Source organism: Variovorax sp. BGA-UO-ETr-C22 (assembly GCF_059567965.1).
Map to the genome: position 1 here is coordinate 3045100 of NZ_JCAQPA010000011.1, position 21538 is coordinate 3066637.

Below are 21538 nucleotides of genomic sequence, written 5' to 3' on the forward strand. Positions count from 1 at the left end.
ATGCGGCGCGTTGGCAATCGCCCGAACAAAGGGGGGTTTCGCCTGCTGCTCGCACCTTCGCCTGCGGGGCGAATTCATAAGAATCCAGGGGCGCCGGTTGCGGCTTTCCTGCATCGGCGTCCTCATTTTTCTGGCCCTCTTCTTTCGCTTTCGATGACCCTCTCGCCGCTTCGCCAACGCCTGCTGCGCACTGCCTGCGCAGTGGGGCTGTCGTGCGCGATGTCGACCGGTGCGATCGCAGGCGACGCGGCCGCGAAGGCGGTCGAGACCTACCTCCAGGTGCAGAGCGCCGGCCTGCCGGGCAAGGTGACGGTCAGCCTCGAAGGGCGCGGCACCGAGGCCCTGCCCACGTGCGAAGCCCCCGAAGTGTTCCTGCCGCCGGGCGTCACGCCGTGGGGCCGCATCTCGGTGGGTGTGCGTTGCCATGCCGAACGGCCGTGGACGCGCTTCGTGCAGGCGCGTGTCGCGGTGGAAGGCCGCTACCTGGTGGCGGCGCGCGCCATCGACGCGGGCCGGGCGCTGGGCGCCGGCGACGTGGTCGAGCGCACCGGCGACCTCACGCGGCTGCCGCGCTCGGTGGTCACCAGCGCGGCCGAACTGGTCGGGGTGGTGAGCGCCAACCGCGTCGCGCCCGGCGCTCCGATCCGCAAGGAGCTGCTGCGCGGCGTCGCCGTGATCCAGCAGGGCCAGGCCGTGAAGGTGGTGGCGCAGGGGCCGGGTTTTGTCGTCAGCACCGAGGCCAAGGCCCTGAGCGGCGCCGCGGTGGGCGCGGTGGTGCAAGCCAGGACGCTGGACGGCCGGGTGATCCGCGGCGTGGCCGACGAGGAAGGACAGGTCCGGCTGGTGCAGTAGCGGCCGCCGCGTTGGCGCAGGCTTCACTTCATGCACGCCCTTCCTAAAGTTCTTGCACCGGCTGCCGATATACGGGTCAGCCCCTGAGGAATCACCTTGAAAATCGATCCCACCGCCCCTTCGGCCACGCCCCTGCACCGCACGCCCGCACCGGGCGCGCCGGCTCCGTCGACGCCCGCCGAGGCCGTGCAGCGCCCGAAGGAAGCGGCGCCCGTTTCCGCGCTCGTCCATGCAATGCCCGCCGCCGTGGGGGGCAGCGATTTCGACGCCGCGCGCGTGGCCGCGATCCGCGAGGACATCCGCGCCGGCCGCTACGAGATCCGCCCCGAGCGCATCGCCGACGGCCTGCTGGCCAGCGTGCGCGAGCTGCTCGCGCCGAAAGGCCAGGCATGAGCACCTTGCTGGCGCACCTGCGCGCGGAAGCAGGCTGCATCGGGGACTTCCTTGTCACGCTGGACCAGGAGGCGCAGGCCATGTCCGCCAGCGACTTCGACGCGCTGAACGCCATCGCCGGCCGCAAGACCGCGCTGCTGGATCGCATGGCCGAACTCGACCGGCAGCGCGAATCGCTGCAGGCGGCGCTGGGCTTTGCGCCCGGCCGCGCGGGTGCGGATGCCGCCGCGGCCGCGGGCGGTGCGCCGACGCGCCAGGCCTGGAGCGAACTGCTCGCGCTCGCCGAAGACGCGCGCAACCGCAACCTGCACAACGGCACGCTGGTGTACGCGCACCTCGACTTCACGCAGCAGGCGCTGCACTTCCTGCAGGCCCGCGCCCAACCTTTCTACGGCCCCGACGGTGTGCGCAAGACGCAGGCCGGCACGGGCACCCGGCTGGCCGCCGGCTGAACAGCAGCCGTGAACGCGTCCGCACGTTTCGCTCCCCGACGCACCGCGATCCTGCGGGTGCTGATGCTGTGGCTCGCGTGCACCGGCGCCCAGGCCTTCGAACTGGCGCCCGCCGTGCGCCCGGACGACGCCATCAACCTGGGCCAGCTGCACCCGGTGCGCGCGGCCGTCGGCGAGACGGCGCGTATCGCCTACTCGGGCGCGGCCATGGCCATCGCGATGTCGGCCGCCTACGTGCCGACGTACCGGCCCGGCGAACAGTCCATTGGCCTGGCCTTCGGCAGCTACCGGGGCTATTCGGCCGCGGCGCTGGGCTTCAAGCGCAGCTCGGACGACGGCGACATGGCCTGGGGCATGGGCGTGTCCAGCACGGGCCGGGACTGGGGCTTCAACGCGGGCATCGGCTGGAAGCTGCCGCGCAGCACGGCCGCCGCCCGCCCCTGAGCCCATGCCATCGCCCCGGGACGCCCTTCACCACCTTCGCATGGATGCCACCGACATGAAGACCTCTCCTGCCACGCCAACGCCCCGCCACGAGAAGGTCGCACGCCGGGGAGCCCGCGCGTGATGGCCGCGCAGCAGGGCGCGCGCCGCATCGCGATGGTGGGCTGCGACGAGGCGCAACAGGCCGGCTGGGGCAACCGCCTGCGCCTGATGGGCTGCGATCCCGTGTGCTTCGACGACAGCACGGACTTCCTGCTGGCGATCACCCAGGGCCTGCAGTTCGGCCTGCTGCTGGTGGTGCTGAAGGACGAAGGCGCCTGGCCGATCCTCACGGCGATGTGCCGCGCGCTGCGCATTCCCATCTTCCTGGTGGCGCGCGCCTCGCAGCGCGACCTGCTGGTCGACGTGCTGTCGGCCGCGGGCGGCGAGACGCAGGGCGCGAGCATCGACTTCGCGGTGCTGCCCGTCGACGAGTTCGAGGTGGAGTTGCGCGTGCGCGAATCGCTGCGGCGCAACCGCACGTTGCTGCAGCCGCACGCCACGGCCGCGTGCTTCGGCGACTACCAGTTCCTGGGCGAGCGCCGCGTGGTCGTGTGCCACGGCACCGAGGTGCGCCTGAAGCCGCGCGAGTTCGAACTGGCGCTGCTGCTGTTTCGCAACGCCGGCCGGCTGCTGGAGCGCGACTGGCTGTTGGCCTCGCTGTGGGTGGATGCGCGCATCGAACGCACGAGCCGCACGCTGGACTGCTGCGTGGCCAGCATCCGCCGCAAGCTGTCGCTGCACAAGGGCGGCGAGTTCGTGCTGGTCTCGGTGTATGGGCGCGGCTACGAGCTGCGGCACATGGCGCCGGCCGCGCGGTGTGCCTCTGACGTCGACGAGGCGCCGCTGATCGACACCGCGGACTTCCCGGACACCTCGAACGAGCCGGTGTGGCTCGGCGAAAGCGCGCGGGCCTGAGCATGCGCCCGCGCGACAAGAAAACCGTGACGACCTCCGGCCTCGAGGAACCACCCCGAAGGGCGGGTGCCGAAGCGTCCTCTACCAACGCCAGAAGACCGTCGCCGCCAGTATCCGCGCCTTAGCTGAAGACAGGCTGAAGCCCCGCATAAAACCCTTCTGCTTCCGCACTCAGCCGACAGTCAGTGAACGCACGTTCAATGGCGGGCACATCGTGAGGGGGAGATTCATTGCAGGACACCATGAGACTACTCGCAGAGGCATCGCTGATTCTTGCCCTGGCCATCGTCCTCGGCGGGTTGGTGCTCGGGCTGCTGGCGGGCCCGCAGGATTCCGACGACTAGTGGGGTGTCCGGGGTCGTGAAGGGTTAGCGGGCCAAGCCCTCCCTGAGACAAATCCGCACGTCCGCGCAGATCGACATGCTCCGGCGTGTCGAGGTACCTCTTCTGCCGCACGGCGGAAGGGCATGACTCCGGCCGATTGCGTCGTCGCACGCATGCCAAATCGCCTCAAAAAGCGCATCATCGTCACTGACGAACCCATGGTGTGGACTGTTCGCGAGGCAGAGCATGACTTGGTTCAAGAAGCTTGTCTGGATCGGCGCGGGACTCGCCGTGGGAGGCGGGCTTGCCCTGTTCGTGCTGGACGAACTGAAGACGTCCCGGCTGCAATCGGCCCTGTGGCGCGACCTGGCCGAGGGCGCCCGCTTCAGCGTCGAAGACGGTGCCAGCGACGCCATCCGCTTTCCCCGGACCGGGCCCTACGACGAGCGGCTGGGCTACCACCAGCTGCCGGACTACATCGAGCGCCTGGCGCCGCAGGGCTATGTCGTCACCCGCCAGGCCCGCATGTCGCCACGGCTGATCGAACTGCAGGACTACGGGCTCTTCGCGCCCTACCGTGAGAAAAACCAGGCCGGCCTGACCGTGCGCGACTGCCGGGACACGGCGCTGCTGCACACCCGCGTGCCGCAGCGCGCCTACGAGCGTTTCGAGGAGGTGCCGCCGCTGCTGGTGAGCGCCCTGCTCTTCGTCGAGGACCGCCACCTGCTGGACGCGCAGCCGCTGCAGCGCAACCCCGCGATCGATCCGGAGCGCTTCGCCAAGGCGGCGCTCGAACAGGCGCTGCGCGCGGTCGGCCTGGGCCAGACGGCGACGGGCGGCAGCACGCTGGCCACCCAGCTCGAGAAGTACCGCCATTCGCCGCAGGGCCGCACCGGGTCCGTCGGCGACAAGCTGCGCCAGATGGCGTCAGCCTCGCTGCGTGCCTACCAGGACGGCGACGACACGCAGGCGCGGCGCCGCCAGATCGTCGTCGACTACCTCGACACCGTGCCGCTGGCCGCGCGCCCGGGCATGGGCGAGGTGCACGGGCTGGGCGACGGCCTGTGGGCTTGGTACGGGCGCGACTTCGGTGAAATCAACCGCCTGCTCGCCGACCAGGCGGAAGAGGCGGCAGCGCCCACGGACGAGGCGCTGCGGCAGCAGGCGGAAGCCTTCAAGCAGGCGCTGTCGCTGATGATCGCGCAGCGCCGCCCGTCGCAGCACCTGCTCGGCGACGGCGCCAGCCTGGCGCGGCTGACCGACAGCTACCTGCGGCTGATGGCCGAGGCCGGCCTGATCTCGCCCACGCTGCGCGACGCGGCGCTGCCGCTGTCCTTGCACCTGCAGCCACCGCTGCCGCCGACGCCCCGGCCCGACTTCGTGCAGCGCAAGGCCGCGACCGCGCTGCGCACCCACATCGGCACGCTGCTCGACGTGCCGCGGGCCTACGACCTGGAGCGCCTCGACCTCGAGGCCGAAACCAGCCTGGACGGCGAAGCGCAGGCGCTCGTGGCGCGCGTGCTGGCCGGCCTGCGCACGCCCGCCGCGACGAAGGCGGCGGGGCTGGTGGGCTCCCACATGCTCGACCCGGGCGCCGACCCCAGCCCGCTGATCTACAGCTTCACGCTGTTCGAGCGCAGCGCCGGGAGCAACCTGCTGCGCATCCAGGCCGACAACATCGACCAGCCGTTCGACGTGAACCAGGGCGCGCGGCTGGACCTGGGCTCGACCGCCAAGCTGCGCACCCTGGTGAGCTACCTGGAGCTCGTGGCCGAGCTGCACGCGGGCTGGGTCGACCTGAGCCCGGCCCAGCTGTCGGCGCTGGCGCCGAACCCGCGCGACCCGCTGGGCACGTGGGCGCGGCAGTACCTCCTGCGCGCCAAGGATCGGCGTCTTCAGCCGATGCTGGAGGCGGCGATGGAGCGCAAGTACTCGGCAAACCCGGGCGAGGCCTTCTTCACCGGCGGCGGCCTGCACCAGTTCGAGAACTTCGAGCGCTCGCGCAACAGCAGCTCGATGACCGTGCGCGAAGGCTTCAAGCATTCGGTCAACCTGGTGTTCATCCGCCTGATGCGCGACCTGGTGCGCCACCGCATGTTCGGTGGCGCGTCGGGCGCCGAGCGCCTGCTGAAGGACCCCGCCGACCCGGGCCGGCGCGAGCTGCTCGCGCGCTTTGCCGACCGCGAAGGCTCGGCCTTCCTCACCCGCTTCCATCGCAAGTACCAGCACCTGCCGGCCGCGGACGCCGAGGCGCTGCTGCTGCGCGGCCTGAGGCCATCGGCACCGCGCCTGGCGAGCGTGCTCTTCACCATCGAGCCCGGGGCCGACGACGCACGGCTCGACGCGCTCCTGGTGCAGCGGCTGGGCCGCGGCGCCGGCTCGCCGCGCGCCTTGGGCGCGCTGCGCAGCACCTACGCCGGCCTGTCGCTGGCCGATCGCGGCTACGTCGCGCGCGTGCATCCGCTGGAACTCTGGCTGGTCGGTTACCTGCGGCGCCACCCCGGCGCCTCGCTGACCGAGGTGCTGGACGCGAGCACGCGCGAACGCCAGGAGGTCTACGCCTGGCTCTTCAAGACGCGCCACAAGAGCGCGCAGGACAGGCGCCTGCGCGAGCTGATCGAGCTCGACGCCTTTGCGCAGATTCATCGTTCATGGCAGCGCGTGGGTTACCCGTTCGCGTCGCTGACGCCGTCGTATGCGAGCGCGATCGGCGCATCGGGCGACCGGCCGGCCGCCCTGGCGGAGCTGATGGGCATCCTCGCGAACGACGGCGTGCGGCTGCCCACGCAACGGGTCGGCGCCCTGCACTTCGCGCGCGACACGCCCTACGAGACACGGCTGGAGCCGCGCCATGCGAGCGCACAGCAGGTGCTGCCCGCCGAGGTGGCCGCCACGGTGCGCCGTGCCTTGGTCGAGGTGGTGAACGACGGCACCGCACGGCGGCTGAAGGGCGCGCTGGTGGACGAGAGCGGCCGCGCCCTCGAGATCGGCGGCAAGACCGGCACCGGCGACCACCGCTACGAACAGACCGGCCGCGGCGGACGGGTGATTTCGCAGCGCAAGATCGACCGCTCGGCCACCTTCGTGTTCATGATCGGCGACCGCTACTTCGGCACGATCCTGGCCTACGTGCACGAGCCCCACGCCGCGCGCCATCGGTTCACGAGCGCGCTGCCGACGCAGCTGCTGAAGTCGCTGGGGCCGCAGTTGCTGCCGGTGCTGCAGCGCAGGGGGTGTGGGGAGCCGCAGCAGCGGGCGCCATGAGGCGACATGGGCGGCCCAAAGACAAAGCCCCTGTAGCAGGGCTGCTACAGGGGCTTGAATCTGGAGGAGAGGGAGGGATTCGAACCCTCGGTACTATCGCTAGTACGCCTGATTTCGAGTCAGGTACATTCGACCACTCTGCCACCTCTCCGGTGCTGTCGAGCCTCAGATTATAGCCAGAAAAATCTGACTTTTGACGCCCTGCGCTTCAACCGCGCAAAACTTCGAGGCCGCCGAGGTACGGACGCAACGCCGCCGGCACGTTGATCGAGCCGTCTTCGTTCTGGTGGTTCTCCAGCACGGCGACCAGCGCGCGGCCCACGGCCAGGCCGGAGCCGTTGAGGGTGTGCACCAGCTCGTTCTTGCCCTGGGCGTTCTTGAAACGGGCCTGCAGGCGGCGCGCCTGGAAGGCTTCGCAGTTCGACACCGAGCTGATCTCGCGGTACGTGTTCTGCGCGGGCAGCCACACCTCGAGGTCGTAGGTCTTGGTGGAACCGAAACCCATGTCGCCGGTGCACAGCAGCACCACGCGGTACGGCAGCTCCAGCGCCTGCAGCACGGCTTCGGCGTGACCGGTCATCTGCTCGAGCGCGTCGTAGCTCTTCTCGGGGTGCACGATCTGCACCATCTCGACCTTGTCGAACTGGTGCTGGCGGATCATGCCGCGCGTGTCGCGCCCGGCGCTGCCGGCTTCGGAACGGAAACACGGCGTGTGGGCCGTGAGCTTGATGGGCAGTTGCGCCTCGGGCACGACCTCGTTGCGCACGAAGTTGGTCAGCGGCACTTCGCTGGTCGGGATGAGGTACAGCGCCGAATGGTCGGGCGCGGGCTCACCGTCCTGGCCGCCCTTCTTCGCGGCGAACAGGTCGCCTTCGAACTTGGGCAGCTGGCCGGTGCCGCTGAGCGTGGCCGCGTTGACCACGTAGGGCACGTAGCACTCGGTGTAGCCGTGCTGTTCGGTCTGCAGGTCGACCATGAACTGGGCCAGCGCGCGGTGCAGGCGGGCGATCGGGCCCTTCATGACGGTGAAGCGCGAGCCCGAGAGCTTGGCGCCCATCTCGAAATCGAGCCCCAGCGGCGCGCCGAGGTCGACGTGGTCCTTGGGCGCGAAAGCCAGCGGCGTGGCGTTGGCGCCGGCGCCACCCTGAGGCGCCCAGCGGCGCATCTCGACGTTGCCGGCTTCGTCTTCACCGAGCGGCACGCTGGCGTGCGGCAGGTTGGGCACGGCCAGCAGCAGCGCGTGCAGCTCGGGCTGGATCTCTTCGAGGCGTTTGGATTGCGATTCCTGCTCGGCCTTGAGCGCGTTCACTTCGGCCATGAGCGCGTCAACCGACTCGCCCTTGGCCTTGAGCGGGCCGATCTGCTTGTTCAGCGTGTTGCGGCGCGCCTGGATTTCCTCGGTGCGGGTCTGCAGCGTCTTGCGCTCGGCCTCGAGCGCGGTGAACGCCGAGACGTCGAGGTAGGGCTGGTTCTTCTTGCGTTTTTCGAGGCCGGCCACAGCGGAGGCCAGGTCTTTGCGGAGCAGGGTGATGTCGAGCATGGGGAGATTTTAGGTGGGCGCCCGGCCCGCGCCCGCCCTCCCCGCTCGCACGCCTGCGGCGACTCAGGCGACCGTGGCCGGATCGACGTTCGCCCCGCAGATGATCAGGCACACCTTCTCGCCCTCGCGCGGCACGTAGGCGCCGGTCTGCAGCGCCGCCAGCGGCAGCGCGGCGGCCGGCTCCACGGCGAGCTTCAGTTCTTTCCACAGCCACTGCTGGGCGGCGCGGATCGCGTCGTCGGACAGCAGCAGCGCGTCGCGCACCTGCTGCTGCGTGATCTCCCAGGCGATGGCGCCGATGCGGCGCGCGCCGAGCGAATCGGCCGCGATGCCGCCGACGTCCACGTCGACCGGCTCGCCGGCCTCGCGGGCGCGGAACAGCGTCGGGGCCTTTTCGGGCTCGAGCGCCACCACGCGGGCGCGCTGCTCGAACCAACCGGCCAGGCCGCCGATCAGGCCGCCGCCGCCCACGCTCACCAGCACGGCGTCGGGCAGGCCGCCCTGCGCCTCGATCTCGCGACCGAGCGTGCCGGCACCGGCCACCACTTCGGGCTGGTCGTAGGCGTGGGTGAGCAAGGCGCCCGTTTCCTTCTGGCGCGCCAGGCAGGCGGCCAGCGCGTCGGGGTACAGCTCGCCGACCACGACCACTTCGGCGCCCAGCGCCCGCAGGCGCGCGCGCTTGGCTTCGGGCGACACGCCCGGCAGGAACACCTGGCAGGGCACGCCCAGCGCCTTGGCGGCGGCCGCCGTGGCAATGCCGGCGTTGCCGCCCGAGGCCACGATCACGCCCGCGGCGGGGATGTCGTTGGCCAGCAGGCGGTTCATCATGCCGCGGGCCTTGAAGCTGCCGCTGACCTGCATGTGCTCCAGCTTGAGCCAGACTTCGGCGCCGGGCGCGGCCACGCCCAGGGCGGCGGCCGGCAGCTTCCACAGCGGCGTTTCACGCAGGAAATGGCCGGCGCGTTCGCCCAGCCTGCGGGAGGCGCTCTCGATGTCGGAGCGCCAATCGGTGTTTGTCATGATGTTCAGGAGATGTGCCCAGGGGGCGGGATGTCGTCGAGCTTGAGGCCCTTGGGAAGCGGGAACTTGATGGTTTCCTCGATGCCGTCCATCTTGCGCACCGACACGGCGCCGAAGGCGCGCACGCGCTCGATCACCTCGTGCACCAGCACCTCGGGCGCCGAGGCGCCGGCGGTGAGGCCGATGCGCGACTTGCCCTCGAACCATTCGGGCTTGAGCTCGTCGGCCGAATCGACCATGTAGCTCTCGGTGCCCAGGCGCTGCGCCAGCTCGCGCAGGCGGTTGCTGTTGGAGCTGGTGGGGCTGCCGACCACGATCACGAGGTCGACCTGCGGGCTCATGATCTTCACCGCGTCCTGGCGGTTCTGGGTGGCGTAGCAAATATCTTGCTGCTTGGGCTCGCGCACGTTCGGAAAGCGCGCGCGCACGGCGGCGGCGATCTCCGCGGCGTCGTCCACGCTGAGCGTGGTCTGCGTGACCACGGCGAGCTTCTCGGTCTGCAGCGGCGACGCATTGGCCACGTCGGCCACGTCTTCCACGAGGTGGATGCCGCTCGACAGCTGCCCCATCGTGCCTTCGACCTCGGGGTGGCCCTTGTGGCCGATCATGATGAATTCGTAGCCCTCTTTGGCGAGCTTGGCCACCTCGACGTGCACCTTGGTCACGAGCGGGCAGGTGGCGTCGAAGATCGAGAAGCCGCGGTCGCGCGCCTCCTGCTCCACGGCCTTGCTCACGCCGTGCGCGCTGAATACCAGCGTGGAGCCGGGCGGCACGTCGGAGAGTTCCTCGATGAAGATCGCGCCCTTGGCCTTGAGCTCGTTCACCACGTAGGTGTTGTGCACGATCTCGTGGCGCACGTAGATCGGCGCGCCGAACTTGGCGAGGGCGCGCTCGACGATCTCGATGGCGCGGTCCACGCCGGCGCAGAAGCCGCGCGGCTCGGCCAACAGGACTTCTTCGATGTTCGGGTTCATAGCACGCCGATCAGCTTCACTTCGAAGGTGACCGGTTGCCCTGCGAGAGGGTGGTTGAAGTCGAAGCGCACGCCGGTCTCGTTCGACTCGACGACCGCGCCCGCGTAGCTGCCCGAGCCGTCGGGCGTGGGGAACTGCACCACATCGCCGACGGCGTACTGCTCGTCGGGGTCGCCCATCTGGGCCAGCAGCTTGCGCGCCACCCATTGCTGCATGTCCGGGTTGCGTTCGCCGAAGGCCTCGCCGGCGGGCAGCTCGAAGGTGGCGTGCGCGCCCTCTTCCATGCCCATCAGGCGCTGCTCCATGGCCGGCGAGAGCTCGCCGGTGCCCAGCGACAGCGTGGCGGGCTTGTCGGCGAAGGTGTTGATGATGTCGCCCGCCGGACCGGCCAGCCGGTAGTGCAGGGTCAGGAAGGAGCCGGAAGTCACAACTTGGGACATGGGTGCAGCGAAGGTGGGCAAAGACGAGGGAGGTGTCCCGATAAACTGACCCTCATTTTAAGGATCGGGGCAACATCTCGCCCCGGCCCAGGTTTCTGCAGGGTTTCATGGCATTCAAGGATCTCCCTCTCGACGCCCGGCCGCGCGAAAAGCTCATCGCGCGGGGCGCCGCCGCGCTGGCCGACGCCGAGCTGCTGGCGCTGCTGCTGCGCACCGGCGTGGCCGGCAAGAACGTGCTCCAGCTGGCCCAGCAACTGCTCGAGCGCTTCGGCGGGCTGTCGGGGCTGCTGCACACCGCGCCCGATGACCTCAAGGCGGTCAAGGGCATGGGCGGCAGCGCCAAGCGCTCCGAACTCACGGCGGTGCTCGAGCTGGCGCGCCGCGCCATGGGCGAGCGCCTGAAGGAGCGCACGGTGTTCGACTCGCCCGAGGCGGTCAAGCAGTACCTGCAGATGCACATCGGCTCGCGCCCGCACGAGGTGTTCGCGGTGCTGTTCCTCGACGTGCAGCACCGCCTGCTCACGCTCGAGGAGCTGTTTCGCGGCACGCTCACGCAGACCAGCGTCTACCCGCGCGAGGTCGTCACCCGCGCGCTGCACCACCAGGCCGCGGCCGTGGTGCTGGCCCACAACCACCCCAGCGGCAGCATCGAGCCCTCGCGCGCCGACGAATCGCTCACGCAGACCCTGCGCGCCGCGCTGGCGCTGGTCGACGTGCGCGTGCTCGACCACGTCATCGTGAGCCCGGGCCAGAGCTTCTCGATGGCGGAACGGGGGCTGCTCTGATGGCGTCGTCTTCTTCGCGTCCCCCGGCCCTGAAGAACCTGGCCGACCTCAAGCAGGTGCAGCGCGTGCTCGCCGAAACCCGCGAGCGCGAGGCCGCCGAGGCCGCCGCGCGCGCCGCGGCCGAGCGCAAGCGTGCCGCCGAGAAAGACCTGTTCACGCGCGCCATCGGCGCCACCGAGCCGCTGCGCCGCAAGGCCGCCGTGGCGCTCGCGCCCGAGCCGCCCGCGCCCATTCCGTTTCAGCACCAGCTCGACGAGCAGCGCGTGCTGCGCGAGTCGCTGTCCGACGAGTTCGACGTGACCACGCTGCTCGATGTCGACGACGCCATGAGCTTTCGCCGCCCCGGCATCGGCACCGACATCACGGCGCGGCTGCGCAAGGGCGACTGGGCGATCCAGGGGCAGGTCGACCTGCACGGCCTGCGCAGCGACGAGGCGCGCGAGGCGCTGGGTGGCTTCATCCGCAACGCCCACAAGCAGGGGCTGCGCTGCGTGCGCGTGGTGCACGGCAAGGGCCTGGGCTCGCCCGGCAAGCAGCCGGTGCTCAAGACCAAGACGCAGCGCTGGCTGATCCAGAAGAACGAGGTGATCGCCTTCGTGCAGGCCAAGCCGGCCGAAGGCGGGGCCGGGGCGCTGGTGGTGCTGCTGGCGCCCGTGCGGCGCTGACACGGCGCCGCACGGGCCCTGCCCTTACTTGCTCAGATCGACCTTGTAGACCGAGCGGCCCTTGCCGTTGCCGTCATCCGCGGTCAGCAGCGAGATGTTCGTCAACCCCGCGTCCGTGGCCGCGCTCAATTGCCCCTGGCCCGACGTGATCGTCACGTTGCCCGCGGTCGTCACCTTGGTGAAGCGCCAGCTGCGCGCCGCGCCGTCGGCCGCGCGCGTGATCGTCTTCTTCGCCTTGATGTACGCGATCAGCACGTCGCGGTTCGCATCGGGCGAGGCGTAGATCGTTGCGCGCCCGTCCAGCGCCGGAATGAAGCTCGCACCGCTGGTCGCGCGGTAGTTGTTCGTCGCAATGACGAACTCCTTCGCCGGGTCGATGGGCGCGCCCAGGTACATGAGGTTCTTGATGCGGCTGCCCACGGCCTGCGTCACGTCGATCTCGTACTGCATGTCGGGCGTGGTGAACATGTCGAAGTTGTAGCCCGGGAAGGGGCTGATCAGCGACTGGTCGGTCGTGAGCGCCGGGTCGATCTTGTTGAAGCGCTTGACCGCGGCTTCGAGCCAGCCCTTGATCTCGGCACCCGTCACCTTCACCGCGTACACCGTGTTCGGGTACAGGTACAGGTCGGCCGCGCTGAAGATCGCGAGGTTGCCCACGGCCACGTCGGTGTAGTCGCGCCCGCCCTCGAAGCCCGACTTGAAGGGCGCGCTCACCGACAGCACCGGCAGGCTCGCGTACTGCGGCAGGTTGGCCTGGAGGTAGGTCTTCACGTAGTCGGCCTGGGCCTGGTTCACGATCTGGATCGCGCCCGGGTCGCCGACGTCGGCAAAGAAGGTGTTCATGCGGAAGTCGGTGCTGCCGATGGGCGTCTTCACGTAGTCGATCGCGGCCTGGTGCTGGGTGTCGACCATCGGTGCCACGCTCGGGTCGGCATCGACATACACGCCCTTGCCGATCAGGGTCGAACGCGCCTCGACCAGCGTCTTGCTCTTGTCCACGCCCCAGGCCTTGCCGTCCCACACGAGCTCGAGCTTCACGAGGCCCAGCGCCTTGCCCCACGAGCTGGGCATCACGGCCGGCACGCCGTTGACGGTGCCGGCGGCGTTGTCCACGCCGGGCTGGGTGTAGCCGGGCTTGGCGCCGCGGTCGGGGAACAGGCCGTGCTGGTGGCCCATCATCAGCACGTCGATGCCGGGCACCTTCGACAGGTACAGGCCCGGGCTTTCCATCGTCGGCGAGTACGGCGAGGCATCGAGGCCGCCGTGCTGCAGCGCCACGACGATGTCGGCGCCCTTCTCGCGCAGCTCGGGCACGTAGCGCTTGGCGGCTTCGACCGCGCCTTCGGTGCGCAGCTTGCCTTCAAGAAAGCGCTTGTCCCAGTTCATGATGCCGGGCGTGGTGAAGCCGATCACGCCGACCTTCACCGGCACCGTCACGCTCTTGCCGTCCGGCGCAGTGGCGGTGAACTGCTTGGTGACGATGGTGTAGGGCGCCACGAGCGGCCTGCCGCTCTTGAGGCTGTGCACGTTGGCCACCACCATCGGGAAGCTGGGGCCCGCGCACTTCTTGCTGCCGTCCACGCCCTCGACATCGAGGCCGCCGCCGAGCACCTGGTTGAGAAAGTCCAGGCCGTAGTTGAACTCGTGGTTGCCCAGCGTGCCGGCGTCATAGCCGGTGGCGTTCATCACCTTGTACATCGACAGCGGCTGCGTGCACGGGATGCGGCTGACCAGCGCTTCGTAGTCGGCCAGCGCGGTGCCCTGGATGGTGTCGCCGTTGTCGAACAGCATCGTGTTCGCGAACTCCTTGCGCGCGGCGTTGATGAGCGTGGCGGTGCGCTCGTAGCCGTACGACTTGTCTTCGGCGAGCTTGAAGTAGTCGTAGCTGCGCACGTTGAAATGCAGGTCGGTCGTTTCGAGCAGCGCGACCGTGGTGCGCGTGCCGGCGGCCACGGGCGCCGGGGCGGGCGCGGGCGCAGGGGGCGGAACGATCGGAGGGAACGTGGTGCCGCCTCCGTTGCCACCGCCACAGGCGGTGAGCACGGCGGCCAGGACGGCGGCACAGGTGGACATGGGGGCGAGGCGCGCCAGCGACGCGGCCACTGCGTTGTTCATCGAGAGGTCTCCCTGCGGATATGAGGAAAGACCAGTCTCCGAAAGCCGGGTGACAGACCGGTGAATCCGGGCCTGTCGTGCAGCGCCGTTGCGACAGCGGTTACGCGAGGTGATTCTTTAGTGGTACCGCCGCGTCCGCCACCGCCTCGGGCGCGGGGCTGCGGCCCGCTTCGAGCAGCTTGCGGCTCATCATGTGATCGACCGGCGCGTTCACCGATTCGACGCACACGAGCTGGCCGTCGACGTAGTGGAACAGCGAAAACGCCTCGGGCTTCGGCCCCGCGCGGCGCACGCTCACCAAGCCCGGCGTGCCTTCGGCCGGCATGAGGCCCGCCATCTGCAGACGCAGGCCGCCCTGGTCGGACCAGAACCACGCGACCGCGTCGTGATCGCGCGCGGCGCCGGTCAGCGTGGCCACGGCCGTGCGCGCCTGGTCGTTCGCGTTCTGCACCGATTCGAGCCGCAGTGCGCGGCCCGCGCGGCGGTCGGGGAAGCGCGTGCAATCGCCCACCGCGAGCACGTCGGCCGCGCTGGTCTGCATGTGGCCGTCGACCACGATGCCGTCGGCGCACTCGAGGCCCGCGGCCTGCGCGAGCGCGGTCTCGGGCACGGCGCCGATGCCCAGCAGCAGCAGGTCGATCGGCTGCTTCGTGCCGTTGACCTCGACCGACACGAGCCGGTCGCCCACGACTTCGAAGGCGCCGGTCTGCGCGCCCAGCACGATGTCGATGCCGGCCGCGCGGTGCGTGGCCAGGACGTGCGCCGACAGCTCGGGCGACACGGCGCGGCCCAGCAGGCGCGGCGCGCATTCGATCACCTGCACGCGCTTGCCCAGCGCCTGTGCGGTGGCTGCCACTTCGAGGCCGATGAAGCCGCCGCCCAGCACCGTGACCTGCTGCGCATCCGCCAGCCGCGTGCGCAGGCGCTGCGCCTCGTCGGCGGCGCGCAGGCTCGCGACGTTTTCGAGGCCGGCCTGCAGGCCGGGCATCTGCCGCGCGCGCGTGCCGGTGGCCAGCACCAGGCGCTCCCACGGCAGCACCGCGCCCGAGCGCAGCGTGACGGTGTGCGCCTCGCGGTCGATGGCCACGGCCGCGTCGCCCAGGTGCAGCGTGATGCCCGCTTCGCGGTACCAGTCGGCGGCCTTGTGCGGCTGCGTGGTTTCTTCGGCGCTCTTGAGGAAGGCCTTCGACAGCGGCGGACGGTGATAAGGCTCGCAGGCCTCTTCGCAGACCAGGTGCACGCGCGCGCCCTGCCCGGCTTCCGCCAGGCCCGCGCACAGCTGGGCCGCGGCGTGGCCGCCGCCGATGATGACGATGGAATTCATGGAGAACAGTCTTTCGGGAATCGTTGTCGGGTCACTCGCCGCGGTTGCGCATCCAGTCGGCAGTTTTGAAGAAGGAGTCTCTGAGGCGTGCGCGCAGGTCTTCAGGCACGCCGGTCTCGCCCATCGCCTGGTCCATGCACGCCAGCCACTGGTCGCGCTCCTTGATGCCGATGGTGTGGCCGCCGATGGCCTGCGGCAGGTGCCGCGCGCGCAGCATGGGGTGGCCGAAGCGGTCGGTGTAGTGGGCGGGCCCGCCGAGCCAGCCGCACAGGAACCAGAACAGGCGCTGGCGCGCGTTGTCCAGGTCGGTGCCGTGCACGGCGCGCAGTTGCGCGTAGGCCGGCTCGAGGTCCATCAGGTCGTAGAAGCGCTCGACCAGCGCCTCCACCTTCGGCTCGCCGCCGATCCACTCGAAGGGCGTGCCGGCGGGCGGTTTGTCTTGAATCTGCATGGGCGGGAGTATCCCCTCGGGTCGCTCTAGAGTTGGATCAGATCGGGAATGCCCACATCGGTGCTCACGTCGGCCGTGTAGTCCACGCCGTCGACGGCAAAGCCGAACAGGCGCAGGAACTCGGTCTTGTAGCCCGCGAAATCGGTCAACTCGTTGAGGTTCTCGCCGGTGACCTGCGGCCACAGTTCCTGCACGCGCGCCTGCACCTGCGGCGCCAGTTCCTTGTAGTCGGCGCGCAGGCGGCCTTCGTCGTCCAGGTGCGGCGTGGCGCCGTACAGGCTGTCGGCGTACAGGCCGTGCACCTGCTCGATGCAGCCTTCGTGCGTGCCTTCGGCCTTCATCACCTTGAACAGCAGCGACAGGTACAGCGGCATCATCGGGATGGCCGAGCTGGCCTGCGTGACCACCGCCTTCAGCACCGACACGCGCGCGTCGCCGCCCTTGGCGGCCAGCTGCGCGCGGATGTCCAGCACCTTCTCGTCCAGATCCTTCTTGGCGGCGCCGATGGAGCCGTTCCAGTAGATGTCGTGCGTGATCTGCTCGCCCAGGTAGGTGAAGGCCGTGGTCTTGGCGCCGTCGGCCAGCACGCCGGCCTGCTGCAGCGCGTCGATCCACATCTGCCAGTCTTCGCCGCCCATGACGGCGACGGTGTTGTCGATCTCTTCCTGCGTGGCGGGCTCGAGCACCGATTCCTTCACGGTCCCGCTGTCGGTGTCCAGGCCGCGCAGCGTCACGGCCTTGCCGATGGGCTTGAGCACGGAGTTGAAGACCTGGCCCGTCTTCGGGTGCGTGCGGCGCGGCGCGGCCAGGCTGTAGACCACGAGGTCGACCTGGCCGAGGTCGGCGCGGATGGTCTCGATGGCCTGCTGCTTCACCGCGTCGGAAAAGCCGTCGCCGTTGATCGTCTTGGCGTAGCGCCCTTCGGCCGTGGCGGCGCGGTGGAAGGCGGCGGTGTTGTACCAGCCGGGCGAGCCGGGCTTGGTCGCGCTGCCCGCGCGCTCGAAGCACACGCCCAGCGTGTCGGCGCCGCTGCCGAAGGCCGCGGTGATGCGCGCGGCCAGGCCGTAGCCGGTGGACGCGCCGATCACCAGCACGCGCTTGGGGCCACCCGCGATGGGGGGTTTGGCTTTGACGTACGCGATCTGTTGCCGGACATTGGCTTCGCAGCCCACGGGGTGGGTGGTGACGCAGATGAAGCCGCGCACGCGGGGTTGGATGATCATGAAAAGCTCGCTCGGTAAGACATTCGGGGGACGGCGGCGGGGCACGTCGCGGCGTCGCGAATTTAACCCAGCCGGCAACAGGCCGATTCATCAGCCCCATATGCATATGTCGATTGACGATTTAATAATCTTGGGTTTTATTGATATGGTTCCGGCCTGAATTTCACTCTGGAGAGAGGACGATCCCCACCATGCGCCACACCCTGCTTGCCGCGGCCCTTGCCGCTTCCGCCCTGCTGACCGGCGTTGCCGCCCATGCGGACCAGCTCGCCGACATCAAGAAGAAGGGCGAACTCGTGGTCGGCGTGCTCGGCACCGACGAGCCCGCCACCTTCATCGATCCGAAGACGCGCCAGATCGTCGGCTACGAGGTCGACCTGGTGAACGCCATCGCCAAGAAGATCGGCGTGAAGCCGGTGCTCAAGCAGATCGCCGTGGCCGCGCGCATTCCCGAGCTGCAGCAGGGCCACGTGGACCTGGTGGCTGCCGGCCTCACGCACAACAAGGAGCGCGAGGCGCAGATCGACTTCTCGCTCACCACCTTCGTCACCGGCCAGAAGGCCATCGTGAAGAAGACCAGCGGCATCACCGACGTGCCGCAGCTCGGCGGCAAGAAGGTGCTGACCATCCGCGGCGGCACGCAGGAACCCAACATCCGCAAGGCCGTGCCCACCGCCGAGGTCGTGACCTTCGACACCAGCCAGCAGGCCTTCCAGGCGCTGCAGCAGGGCAAGGGCGTGGGCTACGTGGACGACGAGGCCGCGCTGCTGCGCAGCTACGCCAAGCTGGGCCCGCAGAAGGCGCAGTACGTGGTGCTCAAGCAGAACCTGAGCACCGAGTCGCTGGCCATCGGCATCAAGAAGGGCGAGAGCGGCCTGAAGACCGTGGTGGACGACACGCTGCGTGAACTCGAGAAGTCGGGCGAGGCGCAGAAGATCTTCCTCAAGTGGTACGGCCCGAGCACGGCCTCCGGCTTCCAGACGCGCGACTTCAAGCTCGAAACTGACAAGATCGACTGAGTCCCCACGCTCGGCACACCAGGGGCGGGCCGCCATGCGACCCGCCCTTCGCTTTTGAGCGGCACGGCGCGCATGCGTACCATGTGCGCCCCGGCGCCTTTCGCCGTGCCTCCCGTTTCCCATGCCCCTGTTCGACTATTCGCTGCTGCTCACCGGCCAGTACCACGACATGCTGGTCGCGGGCCTGTGGCTGTCGCTGCAGCTGCTCGCGGTCTCGCTCGTCCTTGCGCTGCCGCTGGCGCTGGTGGTGGCGCTGCTGCGGCTCTCGCCGCTGGCGCCGCTGCGCTGGCTCGGCTTTGCGTACGTGGAATCGATCCGCAACATCCCGCTGCTGGCCCACATGCTGTTCTGGTATTTCGGCGCGCCCGAGCTGCTGCCCGAAGGCATCAAGACCTGGCTCTATGAAGGCCACATCGAGGCCTACAGCGCGATCGTTGCGCTGTCGCTGTACACGGCCGCCTTCATGGCCGAGGACATCCGCAGCGGCATCCGCTCGATCCCGGCCGTGCAGTTCGAGGCCGGCCGCGCGCTGGGCTTCAGCTTCCTGGCCACCATGCGCCGCGTGGTGCTGCCGCAGGCGCTGCGCGTGACCGTGCCGCCGCTCATCTCGCAGACGCTGAGCCTGTGGAAGAACACCTCGATCGCCACCGTGATCGGCGTGGCCGAGCTGATGTATCAGGCCGGGCAGGTCGAGAGTGCGACCTTCCGCAGCTTCGAGTCGTTCGCGTTCGCGAGCGCGGCTTACCTGACGGTGTCGCTGGCCATCACCGGCCTGGCGACCTGGTACCACCACCGCTTCCCGGTGCGGACCATCTGAGGCGTTGATGACATGCTAGAGATCATCCACGACTACTGGGTCTACTTCCTCATCGGCCAGTACCCGAACGGCCCGCTCGGCGGCCTGGTGCTCACGCTGCTGCTGGCCTCGTGCGGGCTGGTGCTCGCGCTGCCGCTGGGCATCGTGCTCGGGCTGGCGCGCGTGAGCCCGTGGCGCTGCGTGCGCTGGCCCGTCACGGCGCTGGTGTTCGTGGTGCGCGGACTGCCGCTCTTGATGGTGATCTTCTGGGCCTACTTCTTCCTGCCCAGCGTCACGGGCGTGAAGACCGACCAGTTCACCACCATGCTGATCGCGCTGGTGATCTTCGATGCCGCCTACCTCGCCGAGATCGTGCGTGCCGGCATCCAGGGCCTGCCGCGCGGGCAGATGGAAACCGCGCGCGCGCTCGGCCTGAGCTACTTCGGCGCGATGCGCCTCGTGGTGCTGCCGCAGGCGCTGCGCAGCATGCTGCCCTCGCTGGTGAACCAGTTCGTCTCGACCATCAAGGAGACCTCGCTGGGCTACATCATCGGGCTGGCCGAGGTGTCGTTCATCGCCACGCAGATCAACACGCAGGTGTTCACCAAGCCGGCGCAGATCTACCTGATCCTGGGCCTGACCTACTTCATCCTGTGCTTCGGCCTCTCGCGCTTCGCCTACTGGCTGGAGCGCCGGCTCGCGCGCCGCGGCCTGCCCGCCGCGCCTCTCAAGGTGCCCGCATGATCGAACTCCAACAAGTCAACAAGTGGTACGGCAGCTACCACGCACTGGTCGACGTGACCGAGACCATCCACAAGGGCGAAGTGGTCGTGGTGTGCGGGCCCTCGGGCTCGGGCAAGTCGACGCTGATCCGCATCTTCAACCGGCTCGAGCCGATCCAGTCGGGCCGCATCACGCTCGACGGGCAGGACATCCACGCACCCGGCCTGGACGTGAACGCGTTCCGCTCGCGCATCGGCTTCGTGTTCCAGCAGTTCAACCTGTTCCCGCACCTGAGCGTGCTGCAGAACTGCACCATGGCGCCGATGCAGTTGCACGGCCTGTCGCGCAAGGAGGCCGACGCGCGCGCGATGGCGCTGCTGGAGCGCGTGGGCCTTGCCAACAAGGCCAATGCGTGGCCCGGCGAGCTGTCGGGCGGCCAGCAGCAGCGCGTGGCCATTGCGCGCGCGCTCGCCATGAAGCCGCCGCTGATGCTGTTCGACGAGCCCACCAGCGCGCTCGACCCCGAGATGGTCGGCGAGGTGCTGCTGGTGATGCGCGACCTCACGCGCGACGGCATGACCATGGTGTGCGTGACGCACGAGATGGGCTTCGCGCGCGAGGTGGCCGACCGCGTGCTCTTCATGGACCAGGGCCAGGTGCTCGAACGCGCCACGCCCGACGATTTCTTCAACCGCCCGCAGCACCCGCGTGCGCAGCAGTTCCTGTCCGACATCCGTTCGCCTTTTTCGAGAGACGCATGACCGACCCATCTCTTCCCCTCATCGACGTCGCGCCGCTCGTGGCCGGCACGCCCGAACGCGAACGCGTGGCGGCGCAGATCGGCGACGCCTGCCGCGCGCACGGCTTCTTCTACGTCACGGGCCACGGCGTCGACGCCGCACTGATCCAGCGGCTCGAAGACCTGAGCCACCAGTTCTTCGACCTGCCCGAGGAAACCAAGATGCAATGGCGCATGGCCCTCGGCGGCCGTGCCTGGCGTGGCTTCTTCCCGCGCGGCGGCGAGCTGACCTCGGGCCGCCCCGACTGGAAGGAAGGCCTGTACCTGGGCACCGAGCTGCCCGCCGACCATCCGCTGGTGCTGGCGAAGACGCCGGTGCACGGGCCGAACCTCTTTCCCGACGTGCCGGACTTTCGCGAGACCATCCTCGCGTACATGGACGCCGTCACGCAGCTGGGCCACCGGCTCATGGAAGGCATCGCGCTGAGCCTCGGCCTGCCCGCGGACTACTTTGCCGAGCGCTACACGGCCGACCCGCTGATCCTGTTCCGCCTCTTCAACTACCCGACACAAGCCGTGCCCGAGGGCTTGGACGTGCAATGGGGCGTGGGCGAGCACACCGACTACGGCCTGCTCACGATCCTGCACCAGGACACCGTGGGCGGCCTCGCGGTGCACACGCCGGGCGGCTGGATCGATGCGCCGCCGGTGCCCGGCGCCTTCGTCTGCAACATCGGCGACATGCTCGACCGCATGACCGGCGGGCTCTACAAGTCGACCCCGCACCGCGTGAAGCGCAACACATCGGGCCGCGACCGGTTGTCGTTCCCGCTGTTCTTCGACCCGAACTTCGAGGCCCGCGTGCAGCGCATCGAGGGCCTGGCCGGCGCCGACGCGCTGGACGACAGCGCCGAGCGCTGGGACCGCGCCAACGTGCACGCCTTCAGCGGCCGCTACGGCGACTACCTGCTGGCCAAGGTGTCGAAGGTGTTCCCGCAGCTGCGGGACGAAGTGCTCTGAACTGAACTGAACACGGGC

The 21538-nt window shown here is 69.4% G+C and carries 21 protein-coding genes and 1 tRNA gene; 13 read left to right on the forward strand and 9 right to left on the reverse strand.

Features of this window, described 5'->3' with window-relative positions:
- The first annotated feature begins 153 nt into the window (after positions 1–153).
- From flgA to AC57B8_RS34515, 6 genes are all read left to right on the forward strand, one after another.
- Entirely contained in the window at positions 154–852 is a 699-nt protein-coding gene (flgA, locus tag AC57B8_RS34490) for a flagellar basal body P-ring formation chaperone FlgA (protein ID WP_496482117.1), read from the forward strand.
- A 96-nt stretch (positions 853–948) separates the two neighbouring features.
- Complete coding sequence (gene flgM, locus AC57B8_RS34495; protein WP_159278104.1) at positions 949–1245, forward strand: flagellar biosynthesis anti-sigma factor FlgM; 297 nt, start codon at positions 949–951, stop codon at positions 1243–1245.
- Positions 1242–1697, forward strand: a complete 456-nt coding sequence (locus AC57B8_RS34500; RefSeq protein ID WP_496482118.1) for a flagella synthesis protein FlgN — start codon at positions 1242–1244, stop codon at positions 1695–1697. The genes flgM and AC57B8_RS34500 overlap by 4 nt, the downstream gene beginning before the upstream one ends.
- Before the next feature lie 9 nt (positions 1698–1706).
- Positions 1707–2141, forward strand: coding sequence for a YadA-like family protein (locus AC57B8_RS34505; protein WP_496482119.1), 435 nt, complete (start codon positions 1707–1709; stop codon positions 2139–2141).
- A gap of 123 nt (positions 2142–2264) precedes the next feature.
- Positions 2265–3098, forward strand: a complete 834-nt coding sequence (locus AC57B8_RS34510; RefSeq protein WP_159274360.1) for a response regulator transcription factor — start codon at positions 2265–2267, stop codon at positions 3096–3098.
- 570 nt (positions 3099–3668) lie between these two features.
- Positions 3669–6686, forward strand: coding sequence for a transglycosylase domain-containing protein (locus AC57B8_RS34515; protein WP_496482120.1), 3018 nt, complete (start codon positions 3669–3671; stop codon positions 6684–6686).
- 61 nt (positions 6687–6747) lie between these two features.
- Here AC57B8_RS34515 and AC57B8_RS34520 read toward each other — a convergent pair.
- From AC57B8_RS34520 to AC57B8_RS34540, 5 genes are all read right to left on the reverse strand, one after another.
- Positions 6748–6837: transfer RNA gene (locus AC57B8_RS34520), tRNA-Ser, on the reverse strand.
- A 57-nt stretch (positions 6838–6894) separates the two neighbouring features.
- Entirely contained in the window at positions 6895–8226 is a 1332-nt protein-coding gene (gene serS / locus AC57B8_RS34525; protein WP_496482121.1) for a serine--tRNA ligase, read from the reverse strand.
- 63 nt (positions 8227–8289) lie between these two features.
- A complete protein-coding gene (locus AC57B8_RS34530) occupies positions 8290–9246 on the reverse strand; it encodes a threonine/serine dehydratase (RefSeq protein WP_095743997.1) in 957 nt (318 codons plus the stop codon).
- A gap of 5 nt (positions 9247–9251) precedes the next feature.
- Positions 9252–10220 (reverse strand): 4-hydroxy-3-methylbut-2-enyl diphosphate reductase, encoded by a 969-nt coding sequence (ispH, locus tag AC57B8_RS34535; RefSeq protein ID WP_095743996.1) that lies wholly within the window; start codon positions 10218–10220, stop codon positions 9252–9254.
- On the reverse strand, positions 10217–10660 hold the full coding sequence (locus tag AC57B8_RS34540; protein ID WP_062469447.1) for an FKBP-type peptidyl-prolyl cis-trans isomerase: 444 nt from the start codon (positions 10658–10660) through the stop codon (positions 10217–10219). Before AC57B8_RS34540 ends, ispH begins: the two co-directional genes overlap by 4 nt.
- Positions 10661–10767: 107 nt before the next feature.
- On the opposite strand from AC57B8_RS34540, the gene radC reads away from it, so the two are divergent.
- The gene (gene radC / locus AC57B8_RS34545; RefSeq protein ID WP_062469128.1) at positions 10768–11445 is read left to right on the forward strand and encodes a RadC family protein; all 678 of its coding nucleotides are present in this window, start codon (positions 10768–10770) and stop codon (positions 11443–11445) included.
- Positions 11445–12110: a Smr/MutS family protein gene (locus AC57B8_RS34550; RefSeq protein ID WP_070061513.1), complete on the forward strand. Its 666-nt coding sequence runs from the start codon at positions 11445–11447 to the stop codon at positions 12108–12110. Before radC ends, AC57B8_RS34550 begins: the two co-directional genes overlap by 1 nt.
- A 24-nt stretch (positions 12111–12134) precedes the next feature.
- Here the strand turns inward: AC57B8_RS34550 and AC57B8_RS34555 are convergent, their stop codons facing one another.
- The 4 genes from AC57B8_RS34555 to fabV form a co-directional block, all read right to left on the reverse strand.
- Positions 12135–14183, reverse strand: a complete 2049-nt coding sequence (locus AC57B8_RS34555) for a bifunctional 2',3'-cyclic-nucleotide 2'-phosphodiesterase/3'-nucleotidase (protein ID WP_496482264.1) — start codon at positions 14181–14183, stop codon at positions 12135–12137.
- Between the two features lie 142 nt (positions 14184–14325).
- Positions 14326–15549, reverse strand: a complete 1224-nt coding sequence (locus AC57B8_RS34560; RefSeq protein WP_496482122.1) for an NAD(P)/FAD-dependent oxidoreductase — start codon at positions 15547–15549, stop codon at positions 14326–14328.
- Between the two features lie 31 nt (positions 15550–15580).
- Positions 15581–16000, reverse strand: a complete 420-nt coding sequence (locus AC57B8_RS34565) for a group II truncated hemoglobin (RefSeq protein ID WP_056578450.1) — start codon at positions 15998–16000, stop codon at positions 15581–15583.
- A gap of 26 nt (positions 16001–16026) precedes the next feature.
- A complete protein-coding gene (gene fabV, locus AC57B8_RS34570) occupies positions 16027–17223 on the reverse strand; it encodes an enoyl-ACP reductase FabV (RefSeq protein ID WP_496482123.1) in 1197 nt (398 codons plus the stop codon).
- 191 nt (positions 17224–17414) lie between these two features.
- On the opposite strand from fabV, the gene AC57B8_RS34575 reads away from it, so the two are divergent.
- The 5 genes from AC57B8_RS34575 to AC57B8_RS34595 all read left to right on the forward strand — a co-directional run bounded on the left by AC57B8_RS34575 (position 17415) and on the right by AC57B8_RS34595 (position 21520).
- The gene (locus AC57B8_RS34575) at positions 17415–18242 is read left to right on the forward strand and encodes an ABC transporter substrate-binding protein (RefSeq protein ID WP_307586262.1); all 828 of its coding nucleotides are present in this window, start codon (positions 17415–17417) and stop codon (positions 18240–18242) included.
- 121 nt (positions 18243–18363) lie between these two features.
- Positions 18364–19059 carry an amino acid ABC transporter permease gene (locus tag AC57B8_RS34580; RefSeq protein ID WP_101489078.1) on the forward strand — a complete coding sequence of 232 codons (696 nt, stop codon included), beginning with the start codon at positions 18364–18366 and terminating at the stop codon, positions 19057–19059.
- A 12-nt stretch (positions 19060–19071) separates the two neighbouring features.
- A complete protein-coding gene (locus tag AC57B8_RS34585) occupies positions 19072–19782 on the forward strand; it encodes an amino acid ABC transporter permease (RefSeq protein WP_070061508.1) in 711 nt (236 codons plus the stop codon).
- Entirely contained in the window at positions 19779–20522 is a 744-nt protein-coding gene (locus AC57B8_RS34590; RefSeq protein WP_496482124.1) for an amino acid ABC transporter ATP-binding protein, read from the forward strand. Before AC57B8_RS34585 ends, AC57B8_RS34590 begins: the two co-directional genes overlap by 4 nt.
- Entirely contained in the window at positions 20519–21520 is a 1002-nt protein-coding gene (locus AC57B8_RS34595) for an isopenicillin N synthase family dioxygenase (protein ID WP_496482125.1), read from the forward strand. The genes AC57B8_RS34590 and AC57B8_RS34595 overlap by 4 nt, the downstream gene beginning before the upstream one ends.
- Positions 21521–21538 lie beyond the last annotated feature (18 nt).

What these genes read in the sequence shown, in the direction of transcription:
- flgA (WP_496482117.1), top strand. Translation starts at nt 154, where the DNA reads ATGACCCTCTCGCCGCTTCGCCAACGCCTGCTGCGCACTGCCTGCGCA.
- AC57B8_RS34500 (WP_496482118.1), top strand. Translation starts at nt 1,242, where the DNA reads ATGAGCACCTTGCTGGCGCACCTGCGCGCGGAAGCAGGCTGCATCGGG.
- AC57B8_RS34510 (WP_159274360.1), top strand. Translation starts at nt 2,265, where the DNA reads ATGGCCGCGCAGCAGGGCGCGCGCCGCATCGCGATGGTGGGCTGCGAC.
- AC57B8_RS34515 (WP_496482120.1), top strand. Translation starts at nt 3,669, where the DNA reads ATGACTTGGTTCAAGAAGCTTGTCTGGATCGGCGCGGGACTCGCCGTG.
- serS (WP_496482121.1), bottom strand. Translation starts at nt 8,226, where the DNA reads ATGCTCGACATCACCCTGCTCCGCAAAGACCTGGCCTCCGCTGTGGCC.
- AC57B8_RS34530 (WP_095743997.1), bottom strand. Translation starts at nt 9,246, where the DNA reads ATGACAAACACCGATTGGCGCTCCGACATCGAGAGCGCCTCCCGCAGG.
- ispH (WP_095743996.1), bottom strand. Translation starts at nt 10,220, where the DNA reads ATGAACCCGAACATCGAAGAAGTCCTGTTGGCCGAGCCGCGCGGCTTC.
- AC57B8_RS34540 (WP_062469447.1), bottom strand. Translation starts at nt 10,660, where the DNA reads ATGTCCCAAGTTGTGACTTCCGGCTCCTTCCTGACCCTGCACTACCGG.
- radC (WP_062469128.1), top strand. Translation starts at nt 10,768, where the DNA reads ATGGCATTCAAGGATCTCCCTCTCGACGCCCGGCCGCGCGAAAAGCTC.
- AC57B8_RS34550 (WP_070061513.1), top strand. Translation starts at nt 11,445, where the DNA reads ATGGCGTCGTCTTCTTCGCGTCCCCCGGCCCTGAAGAACCTGGCCGAC.
- AC57B8_RS34555 (WP_496482264.1), bottom strand. Translation starts at nt 14,183, where the DNA reads ATGTCCACCTGTGCCGCCGTCCTGGCCGCCGTGCTCACCGCCTGTGGC.
- AC57B8_RS34560 (WP_496482122.1), bottom strand. Translation starts at nt 15,549, where the DNA reads ATGAATTCCATCGTCATCATCGGCGGCGGCCACGCCGCGGCCCAGCTG.
- AC57B8_RS34565 (WP_056578450.1), bottom strand. Translation starts at nt 16,000, where the DNA reads ATGCAGATTCAAGACAAACCGCCCGCCGGCACGCCCTTCGAGTGGATC.
- fabV (WP_496482123.1), bottom strand. Translation starts at nt 17,223, where the DNA reads ATGATCATCCAACCCCGCGTGCGCGGCTTCATCTGCGTCACCACCCAC.
- AC57B8_RS34575 (WP_307586262.1), top strand. Translation starts at nt 17,415, where the DNA reads ATGCGCCACACCCTGCTTGCCGCGGCCCTTGCCGCTTCCGCCCTGCTG.
- AC57B8_RS34580 (WP_101489078.1), top strand. Translation starts at nt 18,364, where the DNA reads ATGCCCCTGTTCGACTATTCGCTGCTGCTCACCGGCCAGTACCACGAC.
- AC57B8_RS34585 (WP_070061508.1), top strand. Translation starts at nt 19,072, where the DNA reads ATGCTAGAGATCATCCACGACTACTGGGTCTACTTCCTCATCGGCCAG.
- AC57B8_RS34590 (WP_496482124.1), top strand. Translation starts at nt 19,779, where the DNA reads ATGATCGAACTCCAACAAGTCAACAAGTGGTACGGCAGCTACCACGCA.
- AC57B8_RS34595 (WP_496482125.1), top strand. Translation starts at nt 20,519, where the DNA reads ATGACCGACCCATCTCTTCCCCTCATCGACGTCGCGCCGCTCGTGGCC.